This is a genomic window from Pseudomonas medicaginis (assembly GCF_965119365.1).
Classification (GTDB): Bacteria; Pseudomonadota; Gammaproteobacteria; order Pseudomonadales; family Pseudomonadaceae; genus Aquipseudomonas.
Window position 1 is genome coordinate 5,904,343 of record NZ_OZ221631.1, and the last position, 22,987, is coordinate 5,927,329.

23 protein-coding genes and 1 tRNA gene are annotated in these 22,987 nt (G+C 60.5%); 3 read left to right on the forward strand and 21 right to left on the reverse strand.

Annotated features, from left to right (window positions below; genetic code table 11):
* The first annotated feature begins 218 nt into the window (after nt 1–218).
* Together ACMTA2_RS25945 and ACMTA2_RS25950 are read left to right on the forward strand one after the other, a co-directional pair.
* Complete coding sequence (locus tag ACMTA2_RS25945) at nt 219–1,406, forward strand: cyanate transporter (protein WP_413792359.1); 1,188 nt, start codon at nt 219–221, stop codon at nt 1,404–1,406.
* A 133-nt stretch (nt 1,407–1,539) separates the two neighbouring features.
* Nucleotides 1,540–2,451 (forward strand): DMT family transporter, encoded by a 912-nt coding sequence (locus tag ACMTA2_RS25950; protein ID WP_413792360.1) that lies wholly within the window; start codon nt 1,540–1,542, stop codon nt 2,449–2,451.
* Between the two features lie 6 nt (nt 2,452–2,457).
* On the opposite strand, the gene ACMTA2_RS25955 is transcribed toward ACMTA2_RS25950, so the two are convergent.
* Genes ACMTA2_RS25955 through ACMTA2_RS25980 form a run of 6 tightly spaced genes read right to left on the reverse strand, consistent with a single transcriptional unit; the run spans nt 2,458 to nt 9,362 of the window.
* On the reverse strand, nt 2,458–3,873 hold the full coding sequence (locus ACMTA2_RS25955; protein WP_413795722.1) for an amidase: 1,416 nt from the start codon (nt 3,871–3,873) through the stop codon (nt 2,458–2,460).
* Nucleotides 3,874–3,875: 2 nt separating this feature from the next.
* Nucleotides 3,876–5,216 carry an aspartate aminotransferase family protein gene (locus ACMTA2_RS25960; protein ID WP_413792361.1) on the reverse strand — a complete coding sequence of 447 codons (1,341 nt, stop codon included), beginning with the start codon at nt 5,214–5,216 and terminating at the stop codon, nt 3,876–3,878.
* On the reverse strand, nt 5,194–6,318 hold the full coding sequence (locus ACMTA2_RS25965) for an aminotransferase class III-fold pyridoxal phosphate-dependent enzyme (RefSeq protein WP_413792362.1): 1,125 nt from the start codon (nt 6,316–6,318) through the stop codon (nt 5,194–5,196). Before ACMTA2_RS25965 ends, ACMTA2_RS25960 begins: the two co-directional genes overlap by 23 nt.
* 8 nt (nt 6,319–6,326) lie before the next feature.
* Nucleotides 6,327–7,208 (reverse strand): TauD/TfdA family dioxygenase, encoded by an 882-nt coding sequence (locus ACMTA2_RS25970; protein ID WP_413792363.1) that lies wholly within the window; start codon nt 7,206–7,208, stop codon nt 6,327–6,329.
* Nucleotides 7,183–8,748, reverse strand: a complete 1,566-nt coding sequence (locus ACMTA2_RS25975) for an AMP-binding protein (protein WP_413792364.1) — start codon at nt 8,746–8,748, stop codon at nt 7,183–7,185. The genes ACMTA2_RS25970 and ACMTA2_RS25975 overlap by 26 nt, the downstream gene beginning before the upstream one ends.
* Nucleotides 8,745–9,362: a thermostable hemolysin gene (locus ACMTA2_RS25980; RefSeq protein ID WP_413792365.1), complete on the reverse strand. Its 618-nt coding sequence runs from the start codon at nt 9,360–9,362 to the stop codon at nt 8,745–8,747. Before ACMTA2_RS25980 ends, ACMTA2_RS25975 begins: the two co-directional genes overlap by 4 nt.
* Before the next feature lie 170 nt (nt 9,363–9,532).
* Here ACMTA2_RS25980 and ACMTA2_RS25985 point away from each other — a divergent pair, with 170 nt between their 5' ends.
* Nucleotides 9,533–10,468, forward strand: a complete 936-nt coding sequence (locus tag ACMTA2_RS25985; RefSeq protein WP_413792366.1) for a LysR family transcriptional regulator — start codon at nt 9,533–9,535, stop codon at nt 10,466–10,468.
* Between the two features lie 117 nt (nt 10,469–10,585).
* On the opposite strand, the gene ACMTA2_RS25990 is transcribed toward ACMTA2_RS25985, so the two are convergent.
* The 15 genes from ACMTA2_RS25990 to aspS all read right to left on the reverse strand — a co-directional run bounded on the left by ACMTA2_RS25990 (nt 10,586) and on the right by aspS (nt 22,961).
* A tRNA-Lys gene (locus tag ACMTA2_RS25990) sits at nt 10,586–10,661 on the reverse strand.
* Between the two features lie 63 nt (nt 10,662–10,724).
* Nucleotides 10,725–11,399, reverse strand: coding sequence for a 7-cyano-7-deazaguanine synthase QueC (gene queC, locus ACMTA2_RS25995; RefSeq protein ID WP_413795723.1), 675 nt, complete (start codon nt 11,397–11,399; stop codon nt 10,725–10,727).
* Nucleotides 11,400–11,418: 19 nt separating this feature from the next.
* Nucleotides 11,419–12,066, reverse strand: coding sequence for a 7-carboxy-7-deazaguanine synthase QueE (gene queE / locus ACMTA2_RS26000; RefSeq protein WP_413792367.1), 648 nt, complete (start codon nt 12,064–12,066; stop codon nt 11,419–11,421).
* A 166-nt stretch (nt 12,067–12,232) separates the two neighbouring features.
* Nucleotides 12,233–13,066, reverse strand: coding sequence for a tol-pal system protein YbgF (gene ybgF / locus ACMTA2_RS26005; RefSeq protein ID WP_413792368.1), 834 nt, complete (start codon nt 13,064–13,066; stop codon nt 12,233–12,235).
* Nucleotides 13,067–13,072: 6 nt separating this feature from the next.
* On the reverse strand, nt 13,073–13,570 hold the full coding sequence (gene pal / locus ACMTA2_RS26010) for a peptidoglycan-associated lipoprotein Pal (RefSeq protein ID WP_003178634.1): 498 nt from the start codon (nt 13,568–13,570) through the stop codon (nt 13,073–13,075).
* Nucleotides 13,571–13,622: 52 nt separating this feature from the next.
* Nucleotides 13,623–14,924, reverse strand: a complete 1,302-nt coding sequence (gene tolB / locus ACMTA2_RS26015; RefSeq protein WP_413792369.1) for a Tol-Pal system beta propeller repeat protein TolB — start codon at nt 14,922–14,924, stop codon at nt 13,623–13,625.
* A complete protein-coding gene (gene tolA / locus ACMTA2_RS26020) occupies nt 14,921–16,000 on the reverse strand; it encodes a cell envelope integrity protein TolA (protein WP_413792370.1) in 1,080 nt (359 codons plus the stop codon). The genes tolB and tolA overlap by 4 nt, the downstream gene beginning before the upstream one ends.
* Nucleotides 16,000–16,452, reverse strand: a complete 453-nt coding sequence (tolR, locus tag ACMTA2_RS26025) for a protein TolR (RefSeq protein ID WP_161798348.1) — start codon at nt 16,450–16,452, stop codon at nt 16,000–16,002. Before tolR ends, tolA begins: the two co-directional genes overlap by 1 nt.
* A gap of 23 nt (nt 16,453–16,475) precedes the next feature.
* Nucleotides 16,476–17,171 (reverse strand): protein TolQ, encoded by a 696-nt coding sequence (gene tolQ, locus ACMTA2_RS26030; protein WP_014339916.1) that lies wholly within the window; start codon nt 17,169–17,171, stop codon nt 16,476–16,478.
* Nucleotides 17,161–17,628, reverse strand: coding sequence for a tol-pal system-associated acyl-CoA thioesterase (ybgC, locus tag ACMTA2_RS26035; RefSeq protein WP_413792371.1), 468 nt, complete (start codon nt 17,626–17,628; stop codon nt 17,161–17,163). Before ybgC ends, tolQ begins: the two co-directional genes overlap by 11 nt.
* Nucleotides 17,629–17,755: 127 nt before the next feature.
* Nucleotides 17,756–18,817 carry a Holliday junction branch migration DNA helicase RuvB gene (ruvB, locus tag ACMTA2_RS26040; RefSeq protein WP_003178599.1) on the reverse strand — a complete coding sequence of 354 codons (1,062 nt, stop codon included), beginning with the start codon at nt 18,815–18,817 and terminating at the stop codon, nt 17,756–17,758.
* Nucleotides 18,818–19,426 (reverse strand): Holliday junction branch migration protein RuvA, encoded by a 609-nt coding sequence (gene ruvA / locus ACMTA2_RS26045; RefSeq protein WP_053124616.1) that lies wholly within the window; start codon nt 19,424–19,426, stop codon nt 18,818–18,820.
* 114 nt (nt 19,427–19,540) lie between these two features.
* On the reverse strand, nt 19,541–20,065 hold the full coding sequence (gene ruvC, locus ACMTA2_RS26050; RefSeq protein WP_413792372.1) for a crossover junction endodeoxyribonuclease RuvC: 525 nt from the start codon (nt 20,063–20,065) through the stop codon (nt 19,541–19,543).
* Between the two features lie 253 nt (nt 20,066–20,318).
* Nucleotides 20,319–21,065 carry a YebC/PmpR family DNA-binding transcriptional regulator gene (locus tag ACMTA2_RS26055; RefSeq protein WP_018614256.1) on the reverse strand — a complete coding sequence of 249 codons (747 nt, stop codon included), beginning with the start codon at nt 21,063–21,065 and terminating at the stop codon, nt 20,319–20,321.
* A 120-nt stretch (nt 21,066–21,185) separates the two neighbouring features.
* Nucleotides 21,186–22,961, reverse strand: coding sequence for an aspartate--tRNA ligase (gene aspS / locus ACMTA2_RS26060; protein ID WP_413792373.1), 1,776 nt, complete (start codon nt 22,959–22,961; stop codon nt 21,186–21,188).
* Nucleotides 22,962–22,987: the final 26 nt, after the last annotated feature.

Genomic DNA, 22,987 nt, shown 5'->3' on the forward strand with positions numbered 1-22,987 from the left:
AGCCTGAGCGCTCGGTGTGTCAGGCAAGTTGCGTCCATACTTTTCAGGTCTGCTTCGCAGTCCAGCGGGGATAAATCCCCTCGCCACAAAAACTCTGACCCCTTCGCTGATGACCATTACCTACAGCATTTAATTTTTCAATACTCCCCGCCAGTTTTCAGTTTGCCCATAACAGGCCGCCCCAGCCTAAATGACCCTTTGTTAACCAAGGCTCTGTTATGGAAAACGTTCGAACCTCAAGCACCCATGCCGTCTGGCTGATGGTCAGCATCGTGTTGGTGGCGCTGAACCTGCGGCCCTCGATGGCCGCCGTCGGGCCGTTGCTGTCAGCCATTCGCGGCGACGTCCCCCTGAGCTTCAGCACCGCCTCGCTGCTGACCATGTTGCCGGTCATGGCCATGGGCCTGGCGATGTTCCTGGGCATGCGCATCGCCCTGCGCATCGGTGAACACCGCACCATCGTGCTGTCGCTGTTGATCATTGGCATCGCCACCGCCTCGCGCTTGTACCTGGACAGCGCCGTCGAGCTGATCGTCAGTGCCGTTTTGGCGGGGCTCGGCATCGCGCTGATCCAGGCGGTGATGCCGGCGCTGATCAAGTCGCGCTACGCCGACAACGTCTCGCTGTTCATGGGCCTGTACGTCACGTCGATCATGGGCGGGGCCGCGCTTGCAGCATCGTTTTCGCCATTTGTCCTGTCGCAGACCGGCAGTTGGCGCATCGGTCTGGCGATCTGGGCGTTGTTGGCGTTGGTTGCCCTGGGTTGCTGGTATGCCCAGCGCTCAGCCGTGACACCGTTACCCGAAGCCCCTGTCCGGCAGCACGAGTCATTCTTCAGCAACTCCCGGGCTTGGTTGCTGGCGATTTTCTTCGGCCTGGGCACCGCCTCCTACACCTGCGTACTGGCCTGGCTGGCCCCGTACTACGTGGAGAAGGGTTGGAGTGAGCAACACGCGGGCCTGCTGTTGGGGTTCCTCACGGCGATGGAAGTGCTGTCCGGCCTCGTCACCCCTGCGATTGCCAACCGTAGCCGGGATAAACGCCTGGTCCTGGCCGTGTTACTGGCGCTGATCATCGGCGGCTTCAGCGGCCTGATCCTCAGCCCGGAACGCTTCAGCCTGTTGTGGCCTTGCTTGTTGGGCCTGGGCATCGGCGGCCTGTTCCCGATGAGTTTGATCGTGTCCCTCGACCACTTGGACAACCCGCGACGTGCCGGTGGCCTGACGGCGTTCGTGCAAGGCATCGGCTACCTGATCGCCGGGCTTTCGCCATTGATTGCCGGGATGATCCGCGATCAGTTGGGCAGCTTCGAATGGGCCTGGTGGTCACTCACCGCCGTCATGGCGGTGATGCTCCTGATGGTGCTGCGCTTCAATCCCAAGCAATACGCGCGACACATCAGCTAGACGGCGAGACAGCCGCCTACACAAATACCGGGGGCCGCAGCGGATGCAGCCCCGGTTTTGACAGTTCATCCGTGACGGCAGACCGTTTTGTCCATCATGACGTTCCGACCCACACCACAGGAATAAGACCTTGATGAAAAACGTCGGTTTTGCCGCCGCTCACTGGGGCATGCTCATTTGGGCGATGCTGATCGCCTCGTCGTTCTTTGCCGCGGCCCAGGTCAGCCAGACGATCGACCCGATCCTGCTCACAGGCCTGCGGCTGCTGTTTTCGGCGCTGATGTTCCTGCCGCTGCTGCTCCTGAAAAACACCTCGCCCATTTCCATTCGGGGCCTGCTGGCCCACGCCGTGCTCGGCCTGCTGTTGGCGACTTACTTTGGTTCGTTGTTCGAAGCGCTGCGCTACACCTCTGCGGTCAACACCGCGACGCTGTACACGCTAGTGCCTTTGATGACCTTGTTTTTCGAGGTATTCCTGCTGCCCAGTCCCAGCCTCAAGACCCGCTTGCTGCCCATGTTGGTGGCGGCAGTCGGCGCAGTGTTGCTGACGCTCAAGGGCTCGGCCCCGGGGCAAATGCCGGCGCTTTATCCGGTGCTGGTGTTCGGTGCCGGTTGCCTGGCGATGGCGTTGTATTCGCCGCTGAGCCAACGCTTCAAGGCAACAGCGTTGCAGGGCCGTGATCCGGTGGCGATGACGTTCTGGAACATGCTGTTCGGTTCGCTGTTCCTGCTGGTGTTCTGCCTGGCCAGCGGCGGGTGGCGCAGCGGCCTGCAGTTGTCGACGCTGGACATCGGCTGGCTGGTGTACCTGGCCTTGTTCGGCACCCTCGCCACGTTCTGGCTGCTGCATCGGGCAATCGGGGTGATCTCCCCCTCCACGGTGATTTCCTACGTTTACCTCAACACCCTGTTCGTCACCCTGCTGAATTGGTTCTGGCTCAGGCAGCAACCGATGATGATCGAGATCATCGGTGCTGCGCTGGTGGGCGGCGGCATGCTGGCACTGGTGGTCAGCAGCCGTAATGCCAGAACCGTTACGGCTTGAGCCCCCTCAGTACGTCGATACCGGGCGAGGCGAGACCGGGCTCCAACGCTCCAGCTCCCGCTCAAGGAAAGCCGCCACCGCCAACAACCGTTCTTCCTGCCAGTGAGGCCCGACAATCTGAATGCCGATGGGCATCCCGGTGGACGGGTCAACGCCGGCGCGGATCACCACGGCGGGGGAGCCGCTGAGACTGAACGGGAATACGAAGGCATACCGATCGCGGTCCTCCAGGGACTCCCCATGGCGGAACGCGACATCCGGAAAGACCGGGCAGATGAACAGATCGTGCTGCTTGAAGAACTTCGCCAATTGATAGCGGAAGGTATCGATCATGATCCAGTCGCGCTTGACTTCATCCACGCTCAACTCCACGGCCTCGCTCATGTCCAGCAACTGAGCGATCGCCGGAGTAAAGCTGCGCTTGTTCATGGACTCGAACAAACGCCGCCAGCTGCGTCCGGCGTCGGCGCCCGTGATGAACACCCGCCACAGGACATCGCAGGCTTCATCGAGCATCGGCGGCGCGACCGCGCTCACCTGCGACACCACGGGGCTCAAGCACCGTTCGACCTGCTGCAACACCTGGCTCACCGCCGCACTGACGGGGGCTCGGCTCGATGCCGAGAACAGCGCGACACGCAGGTCGGCCAGGGGCTCACTGGCAGCGAACGGCACATCGACGGTGTCCGGGTCATGGCCGTCGGCACCGCTGATCAGTGGACCGAGCAGCGCCAGGTCATCGACATAGCGCCCCATCACGCCAAAGGCCGAGGTCAGGTGAAATAGCCCGGAACGGTCGTTGGGAAACTGGCCGGTCAACGGCACCCGTCCCTGGGTCAGTTTCAGGCCGCAGACACCATTGAAGTGCGCCGGAATCCGCACACTGCCGCACGCATCGGACGCCAGTCCCGCTGGCGAGCACCCAGCGGCGATGGCGGCCGCTTCACCGCCACTGCTGCCTCCCGCCGAGCGGAGCAGATCGTGGGGGTTGAGGGTGCGTCCGTAGATCAGGTTCTCGGTTTCGAAGGCCATGCACAGTTCGGGCACATTGCTGATGCCGAGGATGAGCGCGCCGGCCTGCCGGAGTCGGGCGACAGCCGTCGCATCTTCATGGCTGACATCCCCCATCAGTTCTCCCACGCCGCGGGACATCTTGAATCCGCGAACATGAAGGACATCCTTGACGGTGATGGGAATGCCATGCAGCGGACCGCTGATCTGACCGATGCGCGCCATCTCATCCGCCTCACGAGCCTGGCGCCGCAGTTCCTCCACCGGCGCCAGTTGGATCAAGGCATTGATCTGCCGGTTACGCTCGGCAATGCGTTGCAGGTAAAACTCCAGCAATGTCACGCTGGTCAGCACGCCACGGCGCAGCAGACTGGCCATTTCCCGCAAAGTCAGCGTGTCGGGGTTGAACATACTCACGACGCCTCCTTGTTGCGCAGCCACTTATTGGGCAACTGATACATATTGCGCACCACCAGGGAAAACGCCTTCACCGCCAGTGCCGGACGCTGGTCGATGGCTTCCAGAGCCTCTTCGATCATCACCAGGACATGCCGCAACGCTTCGGGTTCGATATTCAACGGCGGATAGAAGCGCAGCACCGGGCGTTCGGCCTTCTCATTCATCGAATGCCCGGCATGCACGCCACGCTTGCCCAGCTCCATGCTCATCAAGGCTTCATAGACCGAGCCACGCAGGCGCAGCCCCGTCATCAAGCCGACGCCCGGCACGTCCTCGACAATGTGCGGGTAGCGCAAGGCCAATCGTTGCAGGCCGTGGCGCAACATGCCGCCGTTGATCCGGGATAACGCCACCAGATTGTTTTGCTCGATGTAATCGATGGCCGCAAGTGCCGACGCGCACGCGACCGGATGCCCGCCGTTGGTTCGCGTATCCGGCTCGATATCGCCGAGGGGGTACTGGGTGGCCAGACGCTGGCTGTACATGGCGCAGGCAAACGAGGTGTAGCCGCCAGTCAAACCCTTGGAAAGAATCATGATGTCGGGCACGACATCATCGTATTGCACGGCGAACCACTTGCCGCAGCGACCGAACCCGGTCTGGATTTCATCGGCCACCAACAGGGTGCCGGTGGCGTCGCACAGGGCCCGGATGTTGGCCATATACCCCACCGGCGGCACCTGCAAATGAGCCCCGCCCAGAATCGGCTCGACGTACACCGCACACACGCCCTCGCCCACGGCCTTTTGCAACGCAGCGAAGTCACCGTAGGGCACGCAGGTCACTTCGGGAGGATCAATGCCATAACTGCCATGGTTCTGCTGCTGGCCCAGGATGCTCATCGCCGCCAGGGTCTTGCCGTGGTAGGAACCGCTCATCACCACAATGCCACGCCGTTGGGGCTGGATCCGTAGCACATAGCGCAGGCTCTGCTCGACGGCTTCGGCCCCCGAGACCATGAACTGCACGTCGCCCCACTCCCCCGGCACCAACTGGCACAGCCGCTCGGACAAGGTATCCTGCAGCGGATGGCGCCGGCCTTCCGGCACCCAGGCCAACTGATTCAATTGCGCCTGCACCCGATCACGCACCATCGGGTTGCGATGCCCGACGATAAACACCCCATAGCTGCACGCGCAATCGATGAAGCGCTTGCCGGTGTGGTCGGTGACGTGGATGCCATCGGCCTGCTGCTCGACAGTGGTCTTGCCAAGGCGATACAGCTTGGCCGCCGAGGCGCTCCAGTGGCGCTGGCAGTCATCCAGCAGTTGTTCATGCGGCCTGAGTAAGGACATGGCTTAACGTCTCCTTGATGATGAGTGCGGCACGTTGGATCTGCTCGGGGCGTGCAGTGATCGGGCAGCGCAAGATCACTTCGCGGCCACGGGGCGTACTGACATAGACACCCCGCTGGTAAAGCGCCTCGCACAGCACCGCCGGTTGCAGGTCGTCGGCCAGGGGCACGCTGACCCAGGCGCCCACGGCCACGGCCCCCCATGGCGCAAGGGCTTGCGCCAGGTACTGGCCGTTTTCCTGACAGTGCCGGGGCGAGTCGTGGGCCTGCACGTAATCCAGTGCGGCCAGGGCCGCCACGCAGGCCATTGGATTACCGGCGGTGGTGCTGCCGTGTTTGGCCGGGCTGCTGCGCCCGTAGACCTGCCAGGCCATGCGCTCGCTGCAGGTATAAGTGCCGATGGGAATGGCACTGCCGCCCAGGGGCCCGCCGAGTACAACAATGTCCGGAATCGGACGATAGCGTTGGAAACCGAACAGCGAACCCAGGCTGCCGAGGCAACTGTGGGTATCGACCGCGATGACCGGCGCCGACGCTTTTGCCGCGCGGGCATGCAAGTGCTCGATCAAATCCGCGTCGAGCAACTGCAGACGACCGTTGGCGTCCGTACGGGTGTTGCTGTGGCACACCGCAAAACAATCGCTCCAATCCACCGTATCCAGGTCAGCCAGGTGACGGATAGCCACCCGCTTGAACCCCAGGAAGGCCTGGACACCCAGGTCGCCTTGGGCGGCATTGAGGCAGCGCCCGTACGTCAGCGAGCCATAATCGCCGCCCTGGATAAACACAATGGTGTTGCCCTTGGGTTTGAGCCCTTTGCACAACTTCAAGGCCCCCTCGAAAGCTTCGTCGCCGGAGCTGCACACGTAAGAGCTGACCAGCGGTGCGGGCAACAGCTCAGCCAGGCGTCGGCACAAGGCAATCAGCGGTTCGGACATCAGCACCCGATTGGACAGGCCCATGATCTCTGCCTGGCTGTTGACCGCCTCGATCACGGGCGGCACCTGGAAGCCAAACCCGCCGGTCAGGTCAATGATCTGCCGGCCCTCACCGTCGAGGTAGGTCTCGTACTGCCCGCCGATAATCTGTTTGTTATTTTTCATGGCATCTCTCAGCGATAGCTCAAGGCGTTGAAAATGCGTCGACGCTCGTCGACGATGGTTTCCCGACCGTGCATGACCCGCCGGTTATCGATCATCACCATGTCGTGGTCACGCCAGCCAACCGCGTAGGTGTAATGAGCGGAAACCTCGGTGATTTCAGCCAGGAATTCGGAAGGGATCGACTGCCCGGCCACCGTATCGATGACCGGTGCCTCGTAGTTGAAGGAGGGCCCCAGAATGCTGTTGGCAAAGGCCGGACGCCGACTGAAGGGGGACGTCAGGATCGCCGACGTGCTAAAGGCGTAATGAATCGAGTCATCGGCCGGGTTGAAGGAAATCAGGGTGTGCGGGTCGTCACCGATGATTTGCAACAGATCCTCGATCACGACGGCCGCCGGGTCCGACAACGTTGGCGAGTAATGACAGACCAGCCGGCGCCATTTCTCCCCCGCCACGGTGCGGCTGTAGCGAATCGGGTTCTCTTCAAAGAACGTGCGGCAGCCCGGGGACAGCTTCTCCAGCACCCTTTCGCCGTCACACAAGGTTGTTTGCGAGCCCTTGCGCGGTGCTTCCTGGCAATAGAACCACGTCATGTCCGGCCAGAACGGTGAGTTACCATTTTCGCAATGCAGCCCGACCGCCTGGTGCCCGGCATCCACCAACTGCGCCGCGCCACCCACCATGACCCGGGCCGGATCCAGGCTCAACCGTGAACTGTTTTGCTTCACGTACGCACTGAAATCCTCGGCGCTGTGAATACAGTTGCGAAAGAGCACGACACCGTAATGTCCCAACAGCTCATACAACTCAGCCTTGCCCAGACTGGCGAAGTGGCGCGACTCAACGATGGAGACGTCCGGGTTTTCAAAGTGAAAGGCAGGTGTACTCATTGAATGCATTCCTTTGCAGCGTGGAAAAAACAGTGGCGATATCGGCACGTTTGGGCCGCCCTGTGACGGTGTAGAGTTGCTCGATCAGCGGATCATCCTGGGTCAACAACCAAAGCCGGTTCGGTCGCTCGATGTCGGAGAAGCGTCCTGCCGACCAGGCGAGCAATTCATCGCGCACCGGCGTCGACTCGACGCACAGCAACGCCACCAGACCTTGCTGCTCATCGAAAAACACCGCTGCGTCGCTCACGCCAGGGTATTTGCGATACTCCAGCTCAACCTGCTCGGGGCTGACGTTGCGGCCATTGGGCAGGCAGATCACGTTCTTCTTGCGCCCGTGCACGTAGAGGTAGCCATCGGCATCCAGCGCGCCCAGGTCACCGGTATCCATCCAGCCGTCGTCCGACATGGAACAAGCACTGGGGTCCGTGCCCGAGTAACCGCTGAACAGCGAGCTGCTCTTGACCTCGATGGTCTGGTCGGCACCGATCCGCACCTGGACATGGGGCAACGGCCTGCCGACACTGCCCAGACGTTGCTGTTCGAAGGTGTTCACGCTGACCACCGACGCGTTCTCCGAAAGCCCGTAGCCCTGGTACACCTCGATGCCTTGCTCGGCCAAGCCGCGCAGGGCATCGATACTCACCGCCGCGCCGCCGCAGGTGATATGCGCACCCGATTGCAGGTAACGCGCCAGTCGCTCGCCCTGCTCGCCGCCTTCGTTCACCTGCTCCAGGAAACGATTGACCATGACCGGCGGCACCGTCAGGGCCGTTGGCTGGACGCGCAGGATCCAGTCGACCAGCCGCTGTGCCGACGCTCCTGGCTCGCCGAGCAACGCTTCGTCCGGCGGCAGGAAATGCACGGTCCCACCCGCCAGCAGTGGCAGGTAAGCAGCGGTGACTTGCTCAAGCAGCAGACTCAAAGGCACCAGCGACAGGTAACGCCGATGAGCATGGGCGGGCATGCTCTGGCGCAGCGAGGCCAGCACCGTGCCGACCGCCTGGTTGCTCAGGCGCACGCCCTTTGGCCGGCTGGTGGTGCCCGAGGTATGAATGATCTTGCAGATCCAGTCACCCTCGCCGTCCGGCATCCGCAGCAAGGGTTGCTCGACCACCGGCTCGTTGAGGCGGCGCAGGCGGCTGTCAGCAAAGTTCAGTTTCCAGCGCTGCACCAAGGTCCGCTGCCCTGCCGCATCCACCAGAAATCCATCGCAACGCGACGCCAGGTGTTCAGCCTGGGATTGGCTGAACGCCAGCGGCAGCGGCAGCGCGGTAATTCCAGCGAACAGGCAGGCCAGGTCTGCGACCAGCCAGTCGCTGCTGTTGCGCGTTGCGATCCCCAGCACCACATGGTCGCCGTAGGCCGGCTCAGGGAAACGTCGCTGCAGTTCGGCTGCCAGGTTAAGGGCCCGGTGCTCCAGCTCGCCATAAGTCAGCGCCACCGACTCCTTGCCGGATTCCAACCAGTCAACCGCACAGACGGCCTGGCGATTGTCTTTCAACGCCCGTTGTAGCTGAGTGATAAACCCGCCGCTCATGGCTGCGCCCTCGCCAGCATGTCACCGGGCAGTTGAGTGAATGAGGTATTGAGCGTCATGGCGGCGAAACGTGAACGTTGCGGGTCGACCCGGATGAACCCCGTCACGGGCAACTTGGCGTAATAGCTTCCCCAGCTCTTGCCGCCATCGTCGGCCAGGCGCGCTGGATCCGCGGTCAGCAGAGGCTCGAAATCGATCTGGCAACTCTCCATCATTTGCCGTACACGAGGTGTTACGGTGCACAACAGGTAATGCCCGCCCATGCACCAGGCCAATAATGGAATCATATTGACCAAGATCATTCCCGCCGTCAGGTGATGGGAGACCAAGTTGCCGATTTCGACAATATTCGAGCGATCGATCGTTTTCTCGAAACGCTGGGACAATATCTCCTCGACGGGTTGCGTCAGGTATTGCTCGGAAAACAGTATACGGTGATCAGCAAAAGTAATACCGGCGCAAGCAAGAATACGATCTTCCGGATCCTGAGTAACCGCAAAGTACTGCGGATTCGGTTCGACCGAGGCCGAATAAGAACTGCGAAATTTCTCCCTTACAACTTCTGTGGCTTGCACCCACAACGGTGTTTTAGTTTCTGCAACACGTATTTGCATATCGTCCTCCTTCGTCCATGTACAGGATGTCCATAAAAGCGAGGCGAGCATATTGGGGAAATTTCCTACAGGCCATTTAAAAAATAAATTGCTTCCGCTAATATATAAATAAATGTTCCTGTCATAAAAAGCGGGGACGCTAGCCAATGGAATGCGCCAAGAAGGATCTTATGCTCAATAGTAATATGCTTAGAAAGCTGGATATGCAGGACTTGATGGTGTTTGTCGCGGTGTACGAACAGAACAGCGTCACCGACGTGTCCGAAGCCCTTTGTGTCAGCCAATCAACTGTAAGCTATTGCCTGAAGACGTTGCGCACGAGCTTCGAAGATGAACTTTTTGTGAATACCCGTAGTGGCATGTTGCCGACGAGCAAAGCCACTGCCATGTACCCTCATATACTTGACATCCTCAAAACAATAAACACATGTCATTCTGGCATACCGGCGTTCGATCCGACCCAGAAAGAGATAACCTTCAATGTCTGCGCCCCCGAATACTTTGAACTTCTTATCCTGCCTAAACTGGTCAAGCGCTTTATTGGTAGTCGCTTCCCAGTCATCATCAATATCACTAAATTTCACAGGGATATTCCGGCTGACGAGTTGATGGAGGGTCGTTTCGATCTGGTTATTTGTTTCGGGCCGAACTTCCATCGCGGCGTCAAGGGATTGCGCTCGCAAGTACTACTGGAAGATGAACTGGTTTGTGTGGTGGATAAGAGCTTCACACTGCCGGAAGAGGCGTTCAGCCTGGAAACCTTTGTCGCACGCCAGCATGTGTTTCCGACACCTTGGACATCCGACACCAACATGATCGATGGGTGGCTCGCCCGGCAAGGCTATAACCGACAGATTGTCGCCCGGGCCAACAGCTACGTAGCGGCGTTGAACATGATCACTGGCACCGACTTCATCCTGACCTTGCCTCGACGCATTCAGGCGCTGACCTGCGACGACGACACATTCAGCCACCGTCGGCCACCGACAGGCCTACCGAACTTCACGCTGGACATGATGTGGAGCGAAAAACCGAGCCAGGATAGCGCCAACAGCTGGTTTCGCGAACAGATCATCAAGGTATGTGCTGAGGACGGCCTGCTTTAATCAGCCGAGAACCGCTCGAGTCGTCGAGCGGTTCAGGTCTTGACTTTTCATCAGGCAAAAAAAAATCCGGAAATCCTCACTTTCGTGGGCCTTCCAGACTTTTAAAACAGCAAAAAATGGTGGGTCGTGTGGGATTCGAACCTACGACCAATTGGTTAAAAGCCAACTGCTCTACCAACTGAGCTAACGACCCGCTGTGTGGTGGCGCGTATAATACTGATTTCTAAGGACTATTCAACACCTAATTTGAAATAAATCAAAAATAACGGGTTGGATCGTTCACACCCGCCGCAGCGAAGCCTTGTGCACGCAGGCGGCAGCTGTCGCATTTGCCGCAAGCGCGGCCCTGATCGTCGGCCTGATAGCAGGAAACGGTGAGTCCGTAGTCCACGCCAAGCTTCACGCCCGCCGTGACGATGTCGGCCTTGCTGAGGTTCTGCAACGGCGCCTGGATGCGGAAACCCTGCCCTTCCACGCCGGCTTTGGTCGCCAGGTTGGCCATGCGCTCGAACGCTTCGACGAACTCCGGGCGGCAATCCGGGTAGCCGGAATAATCCACGGCGTTGACGCCAATGAAAATGTCACGGGCGCCCAGCACTTCGGCCCACCCCAGCGCCAAGGACAGGAACACCGTATTGCGCGCCGGCACATACGTCACCGGAATGCCCTCGCCAGGTGTCTCGGGCACGTCGATGGACGTGTCGGTCAGGGCCGAGCCGCCGATGCCGTTGAGGTTCAGGCCGATCACTTTGTGCTCCACCACGCCCAGGTCCCGTGCAACCCGCTCGGCGGCGTGCAACTCGGCGCGATGACGCTGTCCATAGTCGAAACTCATGGTATAGCAGCGGTAGCCCTCGGCGCGGGCCATGGCCACGACCGTGGCCGAATCCAGGCCACCGGACAACAGGATGACCGCACGTTTTTCAGCAATGTTCGAATGTTCAGTCATCTCAGCGCCCCGGCTCGTCGTTCCAAAGATATTTATGCAACTGCAATTGCAGGCGCACCGGCAAGTTATCCGCCACCACCCAGTCCGCCAGGTCCCGGGCGCTCAAGTCATGATGACTCGGCGACAGCAATACTTCGCCGGCCCGCTGATCGAGCCCGTACTGGATCAACTTGGACACGGCCCAGTCGTAATCCTCCCGCGAACAGATCACGAACTTGACCTGATCGTTGGGCGTCAACAGCTCGATATTCTCATAACGGTTGCGGTGCGCTTCCTTGGAGCCTGGCGTCTTCAGGTCCACGACGCGGCTGACGCGCGGGTCGACGGCCGAGATATCCAAGGCGCCGCTGGTTTCCAGGGAAACCTCGTAACCGGCATCACACAACTGCGTGAGCAAGGGGATGGCGTTGGGTTGCGCCAGTGGCTCACCGCCCGTGACGCAGACATAACGCGGACGATAACTGGCCACTTGCTCAAGGATATCGTCGAGGGTTCGCAAGGTGCCGCCGCTGAACGCGTAGGCACTGTCGCAGTATTGGCAACGCAACGGGCAACCGGTGAGGCGCACAAATACTGTGGGCAGCCCAGCCGTTCGCGTTTCACCCTGCAACGAGTAAAAAACTTCGGTGATTCTCAATGTGTCTTGCATAGTCGCCACGGGCGTAACAGCTAAACAGGCTGTCCGCCTCCGTCAGGCACTTCAAGGAACCCCGCCAACGCGCAGATCCCAAAAAGCGTGTTTCATAAAAAGGGCGTGAATTCTAACGAAAAAACCCGCGACAGGCGCGGGTTTCTTCAAAACAGATCAAGGCGGCTTACATGCGTTGCAGATCACGCTGGGCCAACTGGGCGGCGGATGTGCCCGGGTACTGGGCCACCACCTGTTGCAGAATGCCCTTGACCTTGTCGGTGTGACCGAGGCGGCGCTCTACGTCAGCCAGCTTGTACAGCGAATCCGGCACCTTGGCGTGCTTGGGATACAGTTGCGAAACCTTGGCGAACGCCTGGCCGGCCCCTTGCAGGTCGCCCTTGGCCAGGTTCACTTCGCCCAGCCAGTATTGGGCATTGCCCGCATACTGGCTGTTTGGGTATTTGCGTAGGAAAGCGGCAAAGGCTTGGCTGGCCTTGTCGAAGTCCTTGGCCTTGATCAAGTCGAAGGCAGCATCGTAATAGAGCTTTTCCTTCGCTGGATCAGCCGGCTCGCCACCGGCGGCAGGTGCTGCTGGAGCAGTTGCCCCCGCGCCTGCGGCTGCACCGGGGGCATTCAAGTCGCCACCGGCTGGAGAATTCTCAGGAGTCGCGGCAGGTGCAACGCCGGATCCTATGCGCCGATCAAGATCCTGGTATCGCTCCAGGCTTTCCTGTTTCATGCGCGAAATATCATTTTGCAGTTCTTCGATCACACCCTGTTGGCGCGAGATCTGATCCTGCATTTGCTGCAGTTGGTTGAACAGCTGGCCCTGTGCCGAGACAGGGGTCGAAACCCCTCCCCCGGCATAGGCGCCGTTCGTACCGTAACCTGCAGGCGGATAACTGCTCCCGCTATTGTTATAGCCGGCATCGTTATCGACCACAGGAACCGCAGCCCACGCCGCAAGCGGCGCGAGGCTGAGAGCCAGAACAGTTACAGCACGACGGCACGTTCGCATGACGAATTACTTACGCAGTTCGACGCGACGGTTTTGAGCCCAGGACTGCTCGTCGTTGCCGGTAGCAACTGGACGCTCTTCGCCGTAGGAAACCAGTTCCAGCTGAGCTGGGGAAACACCTTGCAGTACCAGGTAGCGCTGAACGGCTTTCGCACGACGCTCGCCCAGTGCCATGTTGTACTCACGAGTACCACGTTCGTCGGTGTTGCCTTCCAGAACAACGCGAGCGCCGTTTGCTTTCAGGTCCTTGGCGTGAACGTCCAGAGCGCGCATGGCTTCTGGCTTCAGGTCCGAGCTGTCGTATTCGAAGTAGAAGGTGGTGATTGCGCGCAGAGCAGCTTCTTCGCTCAGGGAGCCGTCAACAGCACCAGTGTTAGCGCCGTAACCAGCGTTTGGATCAACAGCGCCTTCACCGGCATTGTCGCCGCCTTTGGACGAGCAACCTACAGCTACAGCCATGGCCAGAGCCAGCGCAGCAAATTTACCAAACTTCAGCATTTCCATCGTGAAACTCCTAATGAACCCCAGTGTGTTAAGTAAAACGTATTGCGCCGCGTCAGTTCAGGTAAGGGGACCAGGACGGTTCTCTGACTTCGCCTTGAGCGGTAGGAAGCGGGAGCCTCACGCGTCCATTAATGGACACGAGCATCAAGACTCCCCGGCCCTGCTGGCGGGTGGCGTAGATTACCATGGTGCCGTTGGGCGCAACAGTGGGTGACTCGTCCAGAGTGCTATCAGTGAGGATTTTTACGCTGCCTCGCTGCAAATCCTGGGCCGCCACCTTGAAATTGGTGAAACCGTCCTGGCGATGGATCATCACCAGGGTCTTTTCGTCTGCCGACAATTTAGGGTTGGCGTTGTAGTTACCCACGAATGTCACGCGTTCGGCACCGCCGCCACCGGCACTGGTCTTGTAGATCTGTGGCTTGCCGCCGCGGTCGGAGGTGAAGTAGATGGTCGAGCCATCCTTGCCCCAGAACGGTTCGGTGTTGATGCCTGGACCGTTGGTGACGCGGGAGATGGCGCGCGAGGCCAGGTTCATCACGTAGATGTCCGGGTTACCGTCCTTGGACAGCACGAACGCCAGGCGCGAACCGTCCGGCGACCAGGCTGGCGCACCGTTCAGGCCTTCGAAGTTGGTGATCTGCTCACGGCGACCGGTGTCGATGTGCTGCACGAAAATGCGCGGACGCTTCTGCTCGAAAGAGACATAGGCGATGCGCTTGCCATCGGGGGCAAAGCGCGGCGACAGGATCGGCTCGCGTGATTGCAACAAGGTCACCGCACGCGCGCCGTCATAGTCGGAACGTTGCAGGGTGTAGCGGGTATTGTTTTCGGAGAAGCGCTCGGCGGTCACGTAGAGCATGCGCGTGGAGAACGCGCCCTTGATGCCGGTGAGTTTCTCGAAGGACTGGTCGGCGATGTAGTGCGCCATGTCGCGCAGTTGATCGACGCTGCCCGACACGCTGCCGGTCAGCACTTGCTGCTCGGTGGCGACGTTGAACAGGGCGTACTGCACCTGCAGGCGACCGCCGGCCGGAACGATGCTGCCGACCATGATGTACTGGGCGCCCAGGGCCTTCCAGTCACGGTAGATGACTTCGCTGGCCTGGGTTGGCAGGCTGATCATGTTCTGCTTCGGAATCGGCGCGTAGTAACCCGAGTTGCGCAGGTCGTTGCCGATGATTTCCGCCATGTCGTCCGGCAGGACGTTACCGCCCTGCCAGCCGAACGGTACGACGGCGATCGGGGTCGCCCGGTCGCTGCCGCTGGTGACCAGGATGTTCTTTTCCTCTGCTACCGCTATCCCTGCCAGGCAGCAGATAACGACCAGCATTGATCGAAGAAGGTTTCTCACAAGGCTAGATCCTCAGGTGTGAATGTCATCTTGAATGAACGATAGGGAGCAAAGTCGCTCGGTTTCATTCCTTGCATTTCCGTCAAACGCCCAATGTTCTTGACCGCTGCGACCGCCGATGCGTCGAACGGGCCGTCACCACTGGACTTGGCAACGCTGACCGAGGTAACCGTACCGTCGGGCAACATGCCGATTTGCAATACGACCGTCATGCCTTTGCGCGCCGAAGGTGGACGAGCCCAGCCTTCTGCCGCTCGGGCGCGAATCAGATCATCGTAGCTGCCGGCGACTTCATCGCCCTGCTCATCGGCCAAGGCCTGCTGACGCTCCGGCGTGTCGGAAAGCAAATCTGCCAAGGCCTGGGCCTTCTTGTCTTCGGCGGATTTACGCGCTGCGTCCTGGGCCTTTTTCTTGGCGGCATCGGCGGCGGCTTTCTTCTTCGCGTCTTCGGCGACTTTCTTTTTCGCCGCTTCAGCTTCAGCTTTCTTCTTGGCGTCCTCGGCCGCTTTTTTCTTCGCGTCCTCGACGATCTTTTTCTTCGCTTCTTCAGCGGCCGCTTTCTTGGCCTCTTCTTCAGCGGCTTTCTTGGCGTCTTCTTCGGCTTTCTTCTTGGCTATATCAGCCAATTGTTTCTCTTCTGCCTTTTTGGCCTCGGCGGCTTTCTTCGCTTCGTCGGCTTTCCTGGCTTCATCAACCTTTTTCGCCTCGTCCGCTTTTTTCGCCTCATCGGCCTTCTTGGCTTCTTCGGCCTTTTGAGCCGCTTCCTCTTTCTTTTGTTCCGCAGCCTTTATCGCTTCCTGCTCGACCTTCTTTTGCTCCATCTGCTCGACTTCAGTCTGGCGCGCGGCAGATTTCTTCGCCTCACCGGCAAGCTTCTGGTTGGTCTGCGTGGTGGCCTGGCTTTTCGACTTGAGCTGGTACAACGTCGCCTGCACGATCGGCTTGGCCGGCGGCAGCTCTGGCGTCATGGCAAAACTGACGAACAGCATGCCGAACACCAGCACATGCAGGCCGATGGCCAGGACACTGGGCCAGAAGTAGCTTTCCGAGGCGGACGGCTCTCGCTGTTGCTGCATCAGGGTGCCTCGGTGATCAAGCCAACATTACCGACCCCGGCTTTCTGCAGGCCGCCCATGGCCCCCATCACGGCACCGTAATCGACGGTCTTGTCGCCACGAATGAAGACTTGCGTGCGCTTGCCGGCATCGTTGCCGACACGAATGATCTTGGTCACCGCATCGGTCATCTGCGGCAAGGTCATGGCCCGGTCCTGCTGCTTCTCGGTGTCCACTTCACTGCCAAGGTTCCAGTAGTAGGTCTTGTCAGCCTTGATCGAAATAGTCAGGACCTGGGTGTTGTTGTCCTGCGGCAAGGCTTCGCTGGAAACCTTGGGCAGATCAACCTTCACGCCCTGATTGAGCATGGGCGCGGTCACCATGAAGATGACCAGCAGCACCAACATCACGTCGATGTAGGGCACCACGTTCATCTCGGCAACCGGCTTGCGCTTTTTTCGGGCTCGAGCGATTAAAGCCATTGGGAAATACCTGCTTATTCTTCGCTGGTGTGCACTTTACGGTGCAGGATCGCCTGGAATTCATCGGCGAAGGTGTAGTAACGGCCGGTCAGCATTTCGCTGCGGGCAGCGAAGCGGTTGTAGGCGATAACGGCCGGGATGGCCGCGAACAGACCGATGGCCGTGGCGATCAGTGCCTCGGCGATGCCCGGGGCTACGGTGGCCAGGGTCGCTTGCTGGGCGGAAGCCAGGCCACGGAAGGAGTTCATGATCCCCCACACGGTGCCGAACAGACCGATGTACGGGCTGACCGAACCGACGGTGGCCAGGAACGACAGGCCCTGCTCGAGCTTCTCTTCCTCGCGGGAAATGGCGACGCGCATGGCACGGGCCACGCCTTCCATCACCGCTTCAGGGTCGACGCCCGGCTGCTGGCGCAGGCGGGAGAACTCCTTGAAACCGGCACGAAAGATCTGCTCGACGCCCGAATCCGGGTCCGGGTTGCTGCCGGCCTGGCGGTAGAGCTTGGACAGGTCGATGCCGGACCAGAAGCGCTCTTCGAAGCTCTCCAGGGCACGGCGACCGGCACGCAGCATGTTGCTGCGCTGAAAGATCATGATCCATGAGGTCACCGATGCGGCTACCAGGGTCAGCATTACCAGTTGCACCACGACGCTGGCATTGCTGACCAGGCTCCACATGGAGGAATGGTCGACGACGTTAGCTTCCACGCTTTATCTCCTGCTCTGAGTGTGTACCCGCGCCGCTCACGCCGGCAAAGGCCGTGCGTAGAGCTTCGGGAATGGCCCGGGGTTTCAAACTATGGGTGCGCACACAGGCCACCAAAAACTGCCCTTCGCAGAGCAGCACGTTATCCGTAGCCCGCCTGACCTGCTGCTTGAAGCGCAGGCTGACACGGTTCAATTCGATGACATCGGCACTCACCACCAGTTCGTCGTCCAGTCGCGCCGGCGCGTGATAGCGCGCTTCGCTGGAATGCACGACGAATAACAGGTCCTCCCCTGCCAGCGCGGATTGGGCGAAACCCAGTTCCCGCAGCCGTTCGGTTCGAGCCCGTTCCATAAACTTGAGGTAATTGACGTAGTAGACGATGCCGCCAGCATCGGTGTCCTCGTAATAAACGCGACAGCGATGTGCGAACGACTCCAGCCCGTTTTGCGCGCGCATACTCTAGTGCTTACTCCTCAGGTTGCCAATCGGCCAGGCAACTGTTTTTTAATTCTCGAACGCATTGACGCTCCAGGCGTCGTCTGGGACAGCACGAACCGGAAAAAAGTCGGCGTACAGAGCTCGTTCAATCGTCCACGGCATCGAGGAATTCGTCTACCACCGGCATCTCGCCCATTCGTGTCGGGATGTTTAAGCCAAAGTGCAGATAAGCATGGCGGGTCACCACGCGCCCGCGTGGGGTGCGCATGATGTAGCCCTGCTGGATCAGGTACGGTTCCAGCACATCTTCAATGGTGTGGCGCTCTTCGCTGATGGCCGCCGCCAGGCTGTCTACGCCCACCGGGCCGCCGTCGAACTTCTCGATCATGGTCAGCAGCAGGCGCCGGTCCTGGTGGTCGAACCCCCGCTCGTCGATGTCCAGCAGGTTCAACGCCAGGTCGGCAATCGGCTTGGTGATGTGACCCTTGGCCCGGACTTCGGCGAAATCCCGGACCCGGCGCAGCAGGCGGTTGGCGATCCGCGGCGTACCCCGGGCACGGCGGGCGATCTCATACGCACCGTCCGGGTCCAGCGGCAACCCGAGGATGCCCGCCGAGCGACTGACAATCGTCGCCAGGTCGGCGTTGTTGTAGAACTCCAGGCGCTGGACGATACCGAAGCGGTCCCGCAACGGGTTGGTCAGCATGCCGGCGCGGGTAGTGGCGCCCACCAGGGTGAAGGGCGGCAGGTCCAACTTGATGGAGCGCGCCGCCGGCCCTTCGCCGATCATGATGTCGAGCTGGAAATCTTCCATGGCCGGGTACAACACTTCTTCGACGATCGGCGACAACCGATGGATTTCGTCGATGAACAATACGTCATGGGGCTCAAGGTTGGTGAGCAGCGCGGCCAGGTCGCCCGGTCGCTCGAGCACCGGCCCCGACGTGCTCTTGATCGAGACGCCCATTTCCTGGGCAATGATATTGGCCAGGGTGGTCTTGCCCAGGCCCGGCGGGCCGAAGATCAAGGTGTGGTCCAGCGATTCGCTGCGCCCACGGGCCGCCTGGATGAACAGCTCCATCTGCTCGCGCACGGTCGGCTGGCCAATGTAGTCGGCCAGGCTGACAGGACGAATCGCACGGTCCTGGATTTCCTCGCGGTCACGGGGCGCGCCCGTGGCGGCAATCAGACGGTCAGCTTCAATCACTTAAATCATTCCCTTCAGGGCACGGCGAATCATATCTTCAGTGCTCAGGCCTTTTTCCTTGATGGCGGAAATGGCCTTGCTGGCTTCCTGCGGCTTGTAGCCCAGGGAGATCAGCGCGGTGACCGCATCGTTTTCGGCGCTGACCGCTGGCACCGGCGCATCCGGCTGGTTCGGCACCAGCGCGAACATCGCCGGGACCGCCTCCCAGGCCTTGAAACGGTCCTTGAGTTCAACCAGCAGGCGCTCGGCGGTTTTCTTGCCTACGCCCGGCACCTTGGTCAGGGCCGAAGTGTCCTGGGATTGTACGCAGCGCACCAGTTCGTCGACTTCCAGGCTCGACATCAAGGCCAGGGCCAGTTTCGGGCCAACACCATTGAGACGGATCAGCTCGCGAAAGAAATCCCGCTCGCGCTTGCCGACGAAACCGTAGAGTAACTGCGCATCTTCGCGCACGACCAAATGGGTGTGCAGGGTCAGCGGCTCGCCGACCGACGGCAAGCGATACAGCGTGGTCATGGGCACTTCCAACTCATAGCCCAGGCCGTTTACATCCAGAATCAGGTGCGGCGGCTGTTTTTCCGCCAGGGTGCCGCGCAAGCGTCCAATCACGTTTCAGATCCTTGGGTGTTGGCCAGCCCGCAGGCTGGCAAATATCAACACGAGCATAAAGGCCGACGACACAGGCGCAACTTACTCGGGCTCATGAATGAAGCGCTGATGCTATCAGAGACGCAGGCGCCCGCCACGACTGCGTGCGGTCCCCAGGCCATGAGGTACCAGGCTGGAACGGGTATGGGCATGGCAAATGGCGATGGCCAGGGCGTCGGAAGCATCGATCTGCGGCTTGCTGACCAGTTTCAACAGGTGCATCACCATCATTTGCACCTGCTCCTTGTTCGCCGCACCTGTGCCGACCACCGCCTGCTTGACCTGGGTCGCGGTGTATTCGGCGATCTCCAGGTTTTCCTCGGCGCCGGCCACAATGGCCGCGCCCCGTGCCTGCCCCAGCTTCAGGGCCGAGTCGGCGTTACGGGCCATGAAGACCCGTTCGATGCCCATGGTCACCGGACCGTAGGTCTGAATGACTTCGCGCACGCCACGATAAACGATCTGCAAGCGCTCATGCAGTTCACCCGCACCGGTGCGGATGCAACCAGAGGCGACGTACACGCAGCCGCGCCCTGTATCGCGAACCACACCGTAGCCGGTGATGCGCGAACCAGGGTCGATACCAAGGATTAAAGTCATAGCGCCTGCGAAGAGTAATACGGTTGCAAGTGAGGATACAGTAAGGGCTTAACCCAATGCCGGTCGCACAATAGGCAAGGTCGAGCAATATGCCTGTGGCGAGGGGATTTACCCCCGCTGGTCGCGCAGCGACCCCAAATCCGGCAGTTCGGTGTACCAGACAGATTGAGTTGACTATGGGGGGCTGCTACGCAGCCCAACGGGGATAAATCCCCTCGCCACAGGGTTCCGCTTGACGGATCACACTTGTGGATCAGCCCAGCTGCTCAGCCACCGATTCCGGAATATCGGCGTTGGAATAAACGTTCTGCACGTCATCCAGGTCTTCCAGCATGTCGATCAGCTTGAGCACCTTCTCGGCCCCTTCCAGGTCCAGTTCGGCACTGGTGGTCGGCTGCATGACGATTTCCGCATCGGCGGGCTTGAAACCGGCCGCCTCCAGGGCGTTGCGCACGGCATAGAAGCTGGCGAACGAAGTGAACACGTCGAACGAGCCGTCTTCATGGCTGACCACATCATCGGCGTCGGCCTCCAGGGCCGCCTCTGTCAGGGCATCTTCATCGAGGCCCGGAGCGAAGCTGATTTGCCCCTTGCGTTCGAACAGATAGGCCACCGAGCCATCGGTGCCGAGGTTGCCGCCGCATTTGCTGAACGCGTGACGCACGGCGGCAGCGGTACGGTTGCGGTTGTCGGTCATGCATTCGACCATCACCGCCACGCCGCCCGGGCCATAACCTTCGTAGGTCAGTTCTTCAACATTGTCGGCCTCGGTCGCACCCGCGCCACGGGCGATGGCCCGGTCGATGATGTCGCGGCTCATGTTGGCACCCAAGGCCTTGTCCAGGGCCAGGCGCAGGCGCGGGTTGGAACCCGGATCGCCGCCACCCTGGCGGGCCGCGACCGTCAGTTCACGGATCCACTTGGTGAAGATCTTGCCTCTCTTGGCATCCTGACGTTCTTTGCGGTGCTTGATGTTCGCCCACTTGGAATGACCTGCCATAACTCGCTCCGTTTCTCTTTGGAACATTGCCCGCCCTGCGCGTACGCAGTGGCCGGCAATCAGAAATATCGACCCCAATGAAAAGGCGCATCCGAAGATGCGCCCTCTCAGGTGCCAGCCTTACTCAGCCTTTGGCTGTTCACGCAGACGGATGTGCAACTCGCGCAGCGCCTTGGCGTCCACCACGCCCGGCGCCTGGGTCATGACATCGGCCGCGCTCTGGGTTTTCGGGAACGCGATGACTTCGCGAATCGACTGGGCGCCGGTCATCAGCATCACCAGGCGGTCCAGGCCGAAGGCCAGGCCACCGTGGGGCGGTGCACCGTACTTCAACGCATCAAGCAGGAAGCCGAACTTCTCTTCCTGCTCGGCCTCGCTGATGCCCAGCAGGCGGAACACCGCCTGTTGCATTTCCTTGCGATGGATACGGATCGAACCGCCACCCAGCTCGGTGCCGTTCAGGACCATGTCGTAGGCGCGCGACAGAGCGGTGGCCGGGTTGGCCTCCAACTCTTGCGGCGAGCACTTCGGCGCGGTGAACGGGTGGTGCAGCGCGGAGAAGCTGCCGTCGTCGTTTTCTTCGAACATCGGGAAGTCAACGACCCACATCGGTGCCCACTCGCACGTCAGCAGATTCAGGTCGTGCCCCAGCTTGATGCGCAGCGCGCCCAGGGCTTCGCTGACGATCTTGGCCTTGTCGGCGCCGAAGAACACGATGTCGCCGTCAACCGCACCCACGCGATCGAGGATCACGTTGAGGTTGGCCTCCGGGATGTTCTTCACGATTGGCGACTGCAGGCCGTCCACGCCGGCGGCGCGCTCGTTGACCTTGATGTACGCCAGGCCCTTGGCACCGTAGATGCCGACGAACTTGGTGTAGTCGTCGATCTGCTTGCGCGGCATGCTCGCCCCGCCTGGAACCCGCAGCGCCGCGATACGGCATTTCGGGTCGTTGGCCGGGCCGCTGAACACCTTGAACTCGACGTCCTTGAGCTGATCGGCCACGTCCACCAGTTCCAGCGGGTTACGCAGGTCTGGCTTGTCGGAACCGTAGCGGCGCATGGCTTCTTCGAAGGTCATGTGGGGGAACTCGCCGAATTCCAGGCCCAGCACTTCCTTGAACAGGTTGCGGATCATGCCTTCGGTCAGGCCCATGATGTCTTTTTCGTCGAGGAAGCTGGTCTCGATGTCGATCTGAGTGAACTCAGGCTGACGGTCGGCACGCAGGTCTTCGTCGCGGAAGCACTTGGCGATCTGGTAGTAGCGATCGAACCCGGCCACCATCAGCAGTTGCTTGAACAGCTGTGGCGACTGCGGCAGGGCGAAGAAGCTGCCGGGGTGGGTGCGGCTCGGCACCAGGTAGTCGCGGGCGCCTTCCGGCGTGGCGCGGGTCAGGATCGGCGTCTCGACATCGAGGAAGCCGTTTTCGTCCAGGTAACGACGAATGCTGGTGGTCATGCGCGAACGCAGGCGCAGCTTCTCGGCCATCTCCGGGCGACGCAGGTCGATGAAACGGTAGCGCAGGCGGGTTTCCTCGCCCACGTCGGAATATTCGTTGAGTGGGAACGGCGGGGTTTCCGCTTCGTTGAGCACTTCCAGCTCGTAGCCCAGGACTTCGATCATGCCCGACGCCATGTTGGCGTTGCCGGCGCCGGCCGGGCGCAAGCGCACCTTGCCGGTGATCTTGACGACGTATTCGCTGCGCACGCGGTCAGCGGTGGCGAAGGTTTCGGCGCGGTCCGGATCGAACACCACCTGGGCCAGGCCTTCACGATCACGGATATCGAGGAAAATCACCCCGCCATGGTCACGGCGACGATGGACCCATCCGCAAAGAGTAACTTCCTGACCTTCCAGGCTTTCGTTCAGTTGGCCGCAATAATGGCTGCGCATCATGGTAGTGGTTTCACTTCTCGTAATTC

What these genes read in the sequence shown, in the direction of transcription:
- pal (WP_003178634.1), bottom strand. Translation starts at nt 13,570, where the DNA reads ATGGAAATGCTGAAGTTTGGTAAATTTGCTGCGCTGGCTCTGGCCATG.
- ACMTA2_RS25985 (WP_413792366.1), top strand. Translation starts at nt 9,533, where the DNA reads ATGCTCAATAGTAATATGCTTAGAAAGCTGGATATGCAGGACTTGATG.
- ACMTA2_RS25960 (WP_413792361.1), bottom strand. Translation starts at nt 5,216, where the DNA reads ATGTCCTTACTCAGGCCGCATGAACAACTGCTGGATGACTGCCAGCGC.
- ACMTA2_RS25970 (WP_413792363.1), bottom strand. Translation starts at nt 7,208, where the DNA reads ATGAGTACACCTGCCTTTCACTTTGAAAACCCGGACGTCTCCATCGTT.
- ACMTA2_RS25950 (WP_413792360.1), top strand. Translation starts at nt 1,540, where the DNA reads ATGAAAAACGTCGGTTTTGCCGCCGCTCACTGGGGCATGCTCATTTGG.
- ACMTA2_RS25980 (WP_413792365.1), bottom strand. Translation starts at nt 9,362, where the DNA reads ATGCAAATACGTGTTGCAGAAACTAAAACACCGTTGTGGGTGCAAGCC.
- ACMTA2_RS25975 (WP_413792364.1), bottom strand. Translation starts at nt 8,748, where the DNA reads ATGAGCGGCGGGTTTATCACTCAGCTACAACGGGCGTTGAAAGACAAT.
- queE (WP_413792367.1), bottom strand. Translation starts at nt 12,066, where the DNA reads ATGCAAGACACATTGAGAATCACCGAAGTTTTTTACTCGTTGCAGGGT.
- aspS (WP_413792373.1), bottom strand. Translation starts at nt 22,961, where the DNA reads ATGATGCGCAGCCATTATTGCGGCCAACTGAACGAAAGCCTGGAAGGT.
- ACMTA2_RS25965 (WP_413792362.1), bottom strand. Translation starts at nt 6,318, where the DNA reads ATGAAAAATAACAAACAGATTATCGGCGGGCAGTACGAGACCTACCTC.
- ybgF (WP_413792368.1), bottom strand. Translation starts at nt 13,066, where the DNA reads ATGCGAACGTGCCGTCGTGCTGTAACTGTTCTGGCTCTCAGCCTCGCG.
- tolA (WP_413792370.1), bottom strand. Translation starts at nt 16,000, where the DNA reads ATGCAGCAACAGCGAGAGCCGTCCGCCTCGGAAAGCTACTTCTGGCCC.
- ACMTA2_RS26055 (WP_018614256.1), bottom strand. Translation starts at nt 21,065, where the DNA reads ATGGCAGGTCATTCCAAGTGGGCGAACATCAAGCACCGCAAAGAACGT.
- ybgC (WP_413792371.1), bottom strand. Translation starts at nt 17,628, where the DNA reads ATGCGCGCGCAAAACGGGCTGGAGTCGTTCGCACATCGCTGTCGCGTT.
- ruvC (WP_413792372.1), bottom strand. Translation starts at nt 20,065, where the DNA reads ATGACTTTAATCCTTGGTATCGACCCTGGTTCGCGCATCACCGGCTAC.
- ACMTA2_RS25955 (WP_413795722.1), bottom strand. Translation starts at nt 3,873, where the DNA reads ATGTTCAACCCCGACACGCTGACTTTGCGGGAAATGGCCAGTCTGCTG.
- ACMTA2_RS25945 (WP_413792359.1), top strand. Translation starts at nt 219, where the DNA reads ATGGAAAACGTTCGAACCTCAAGCACCCATGCCGTCTGGCTGATGGTC.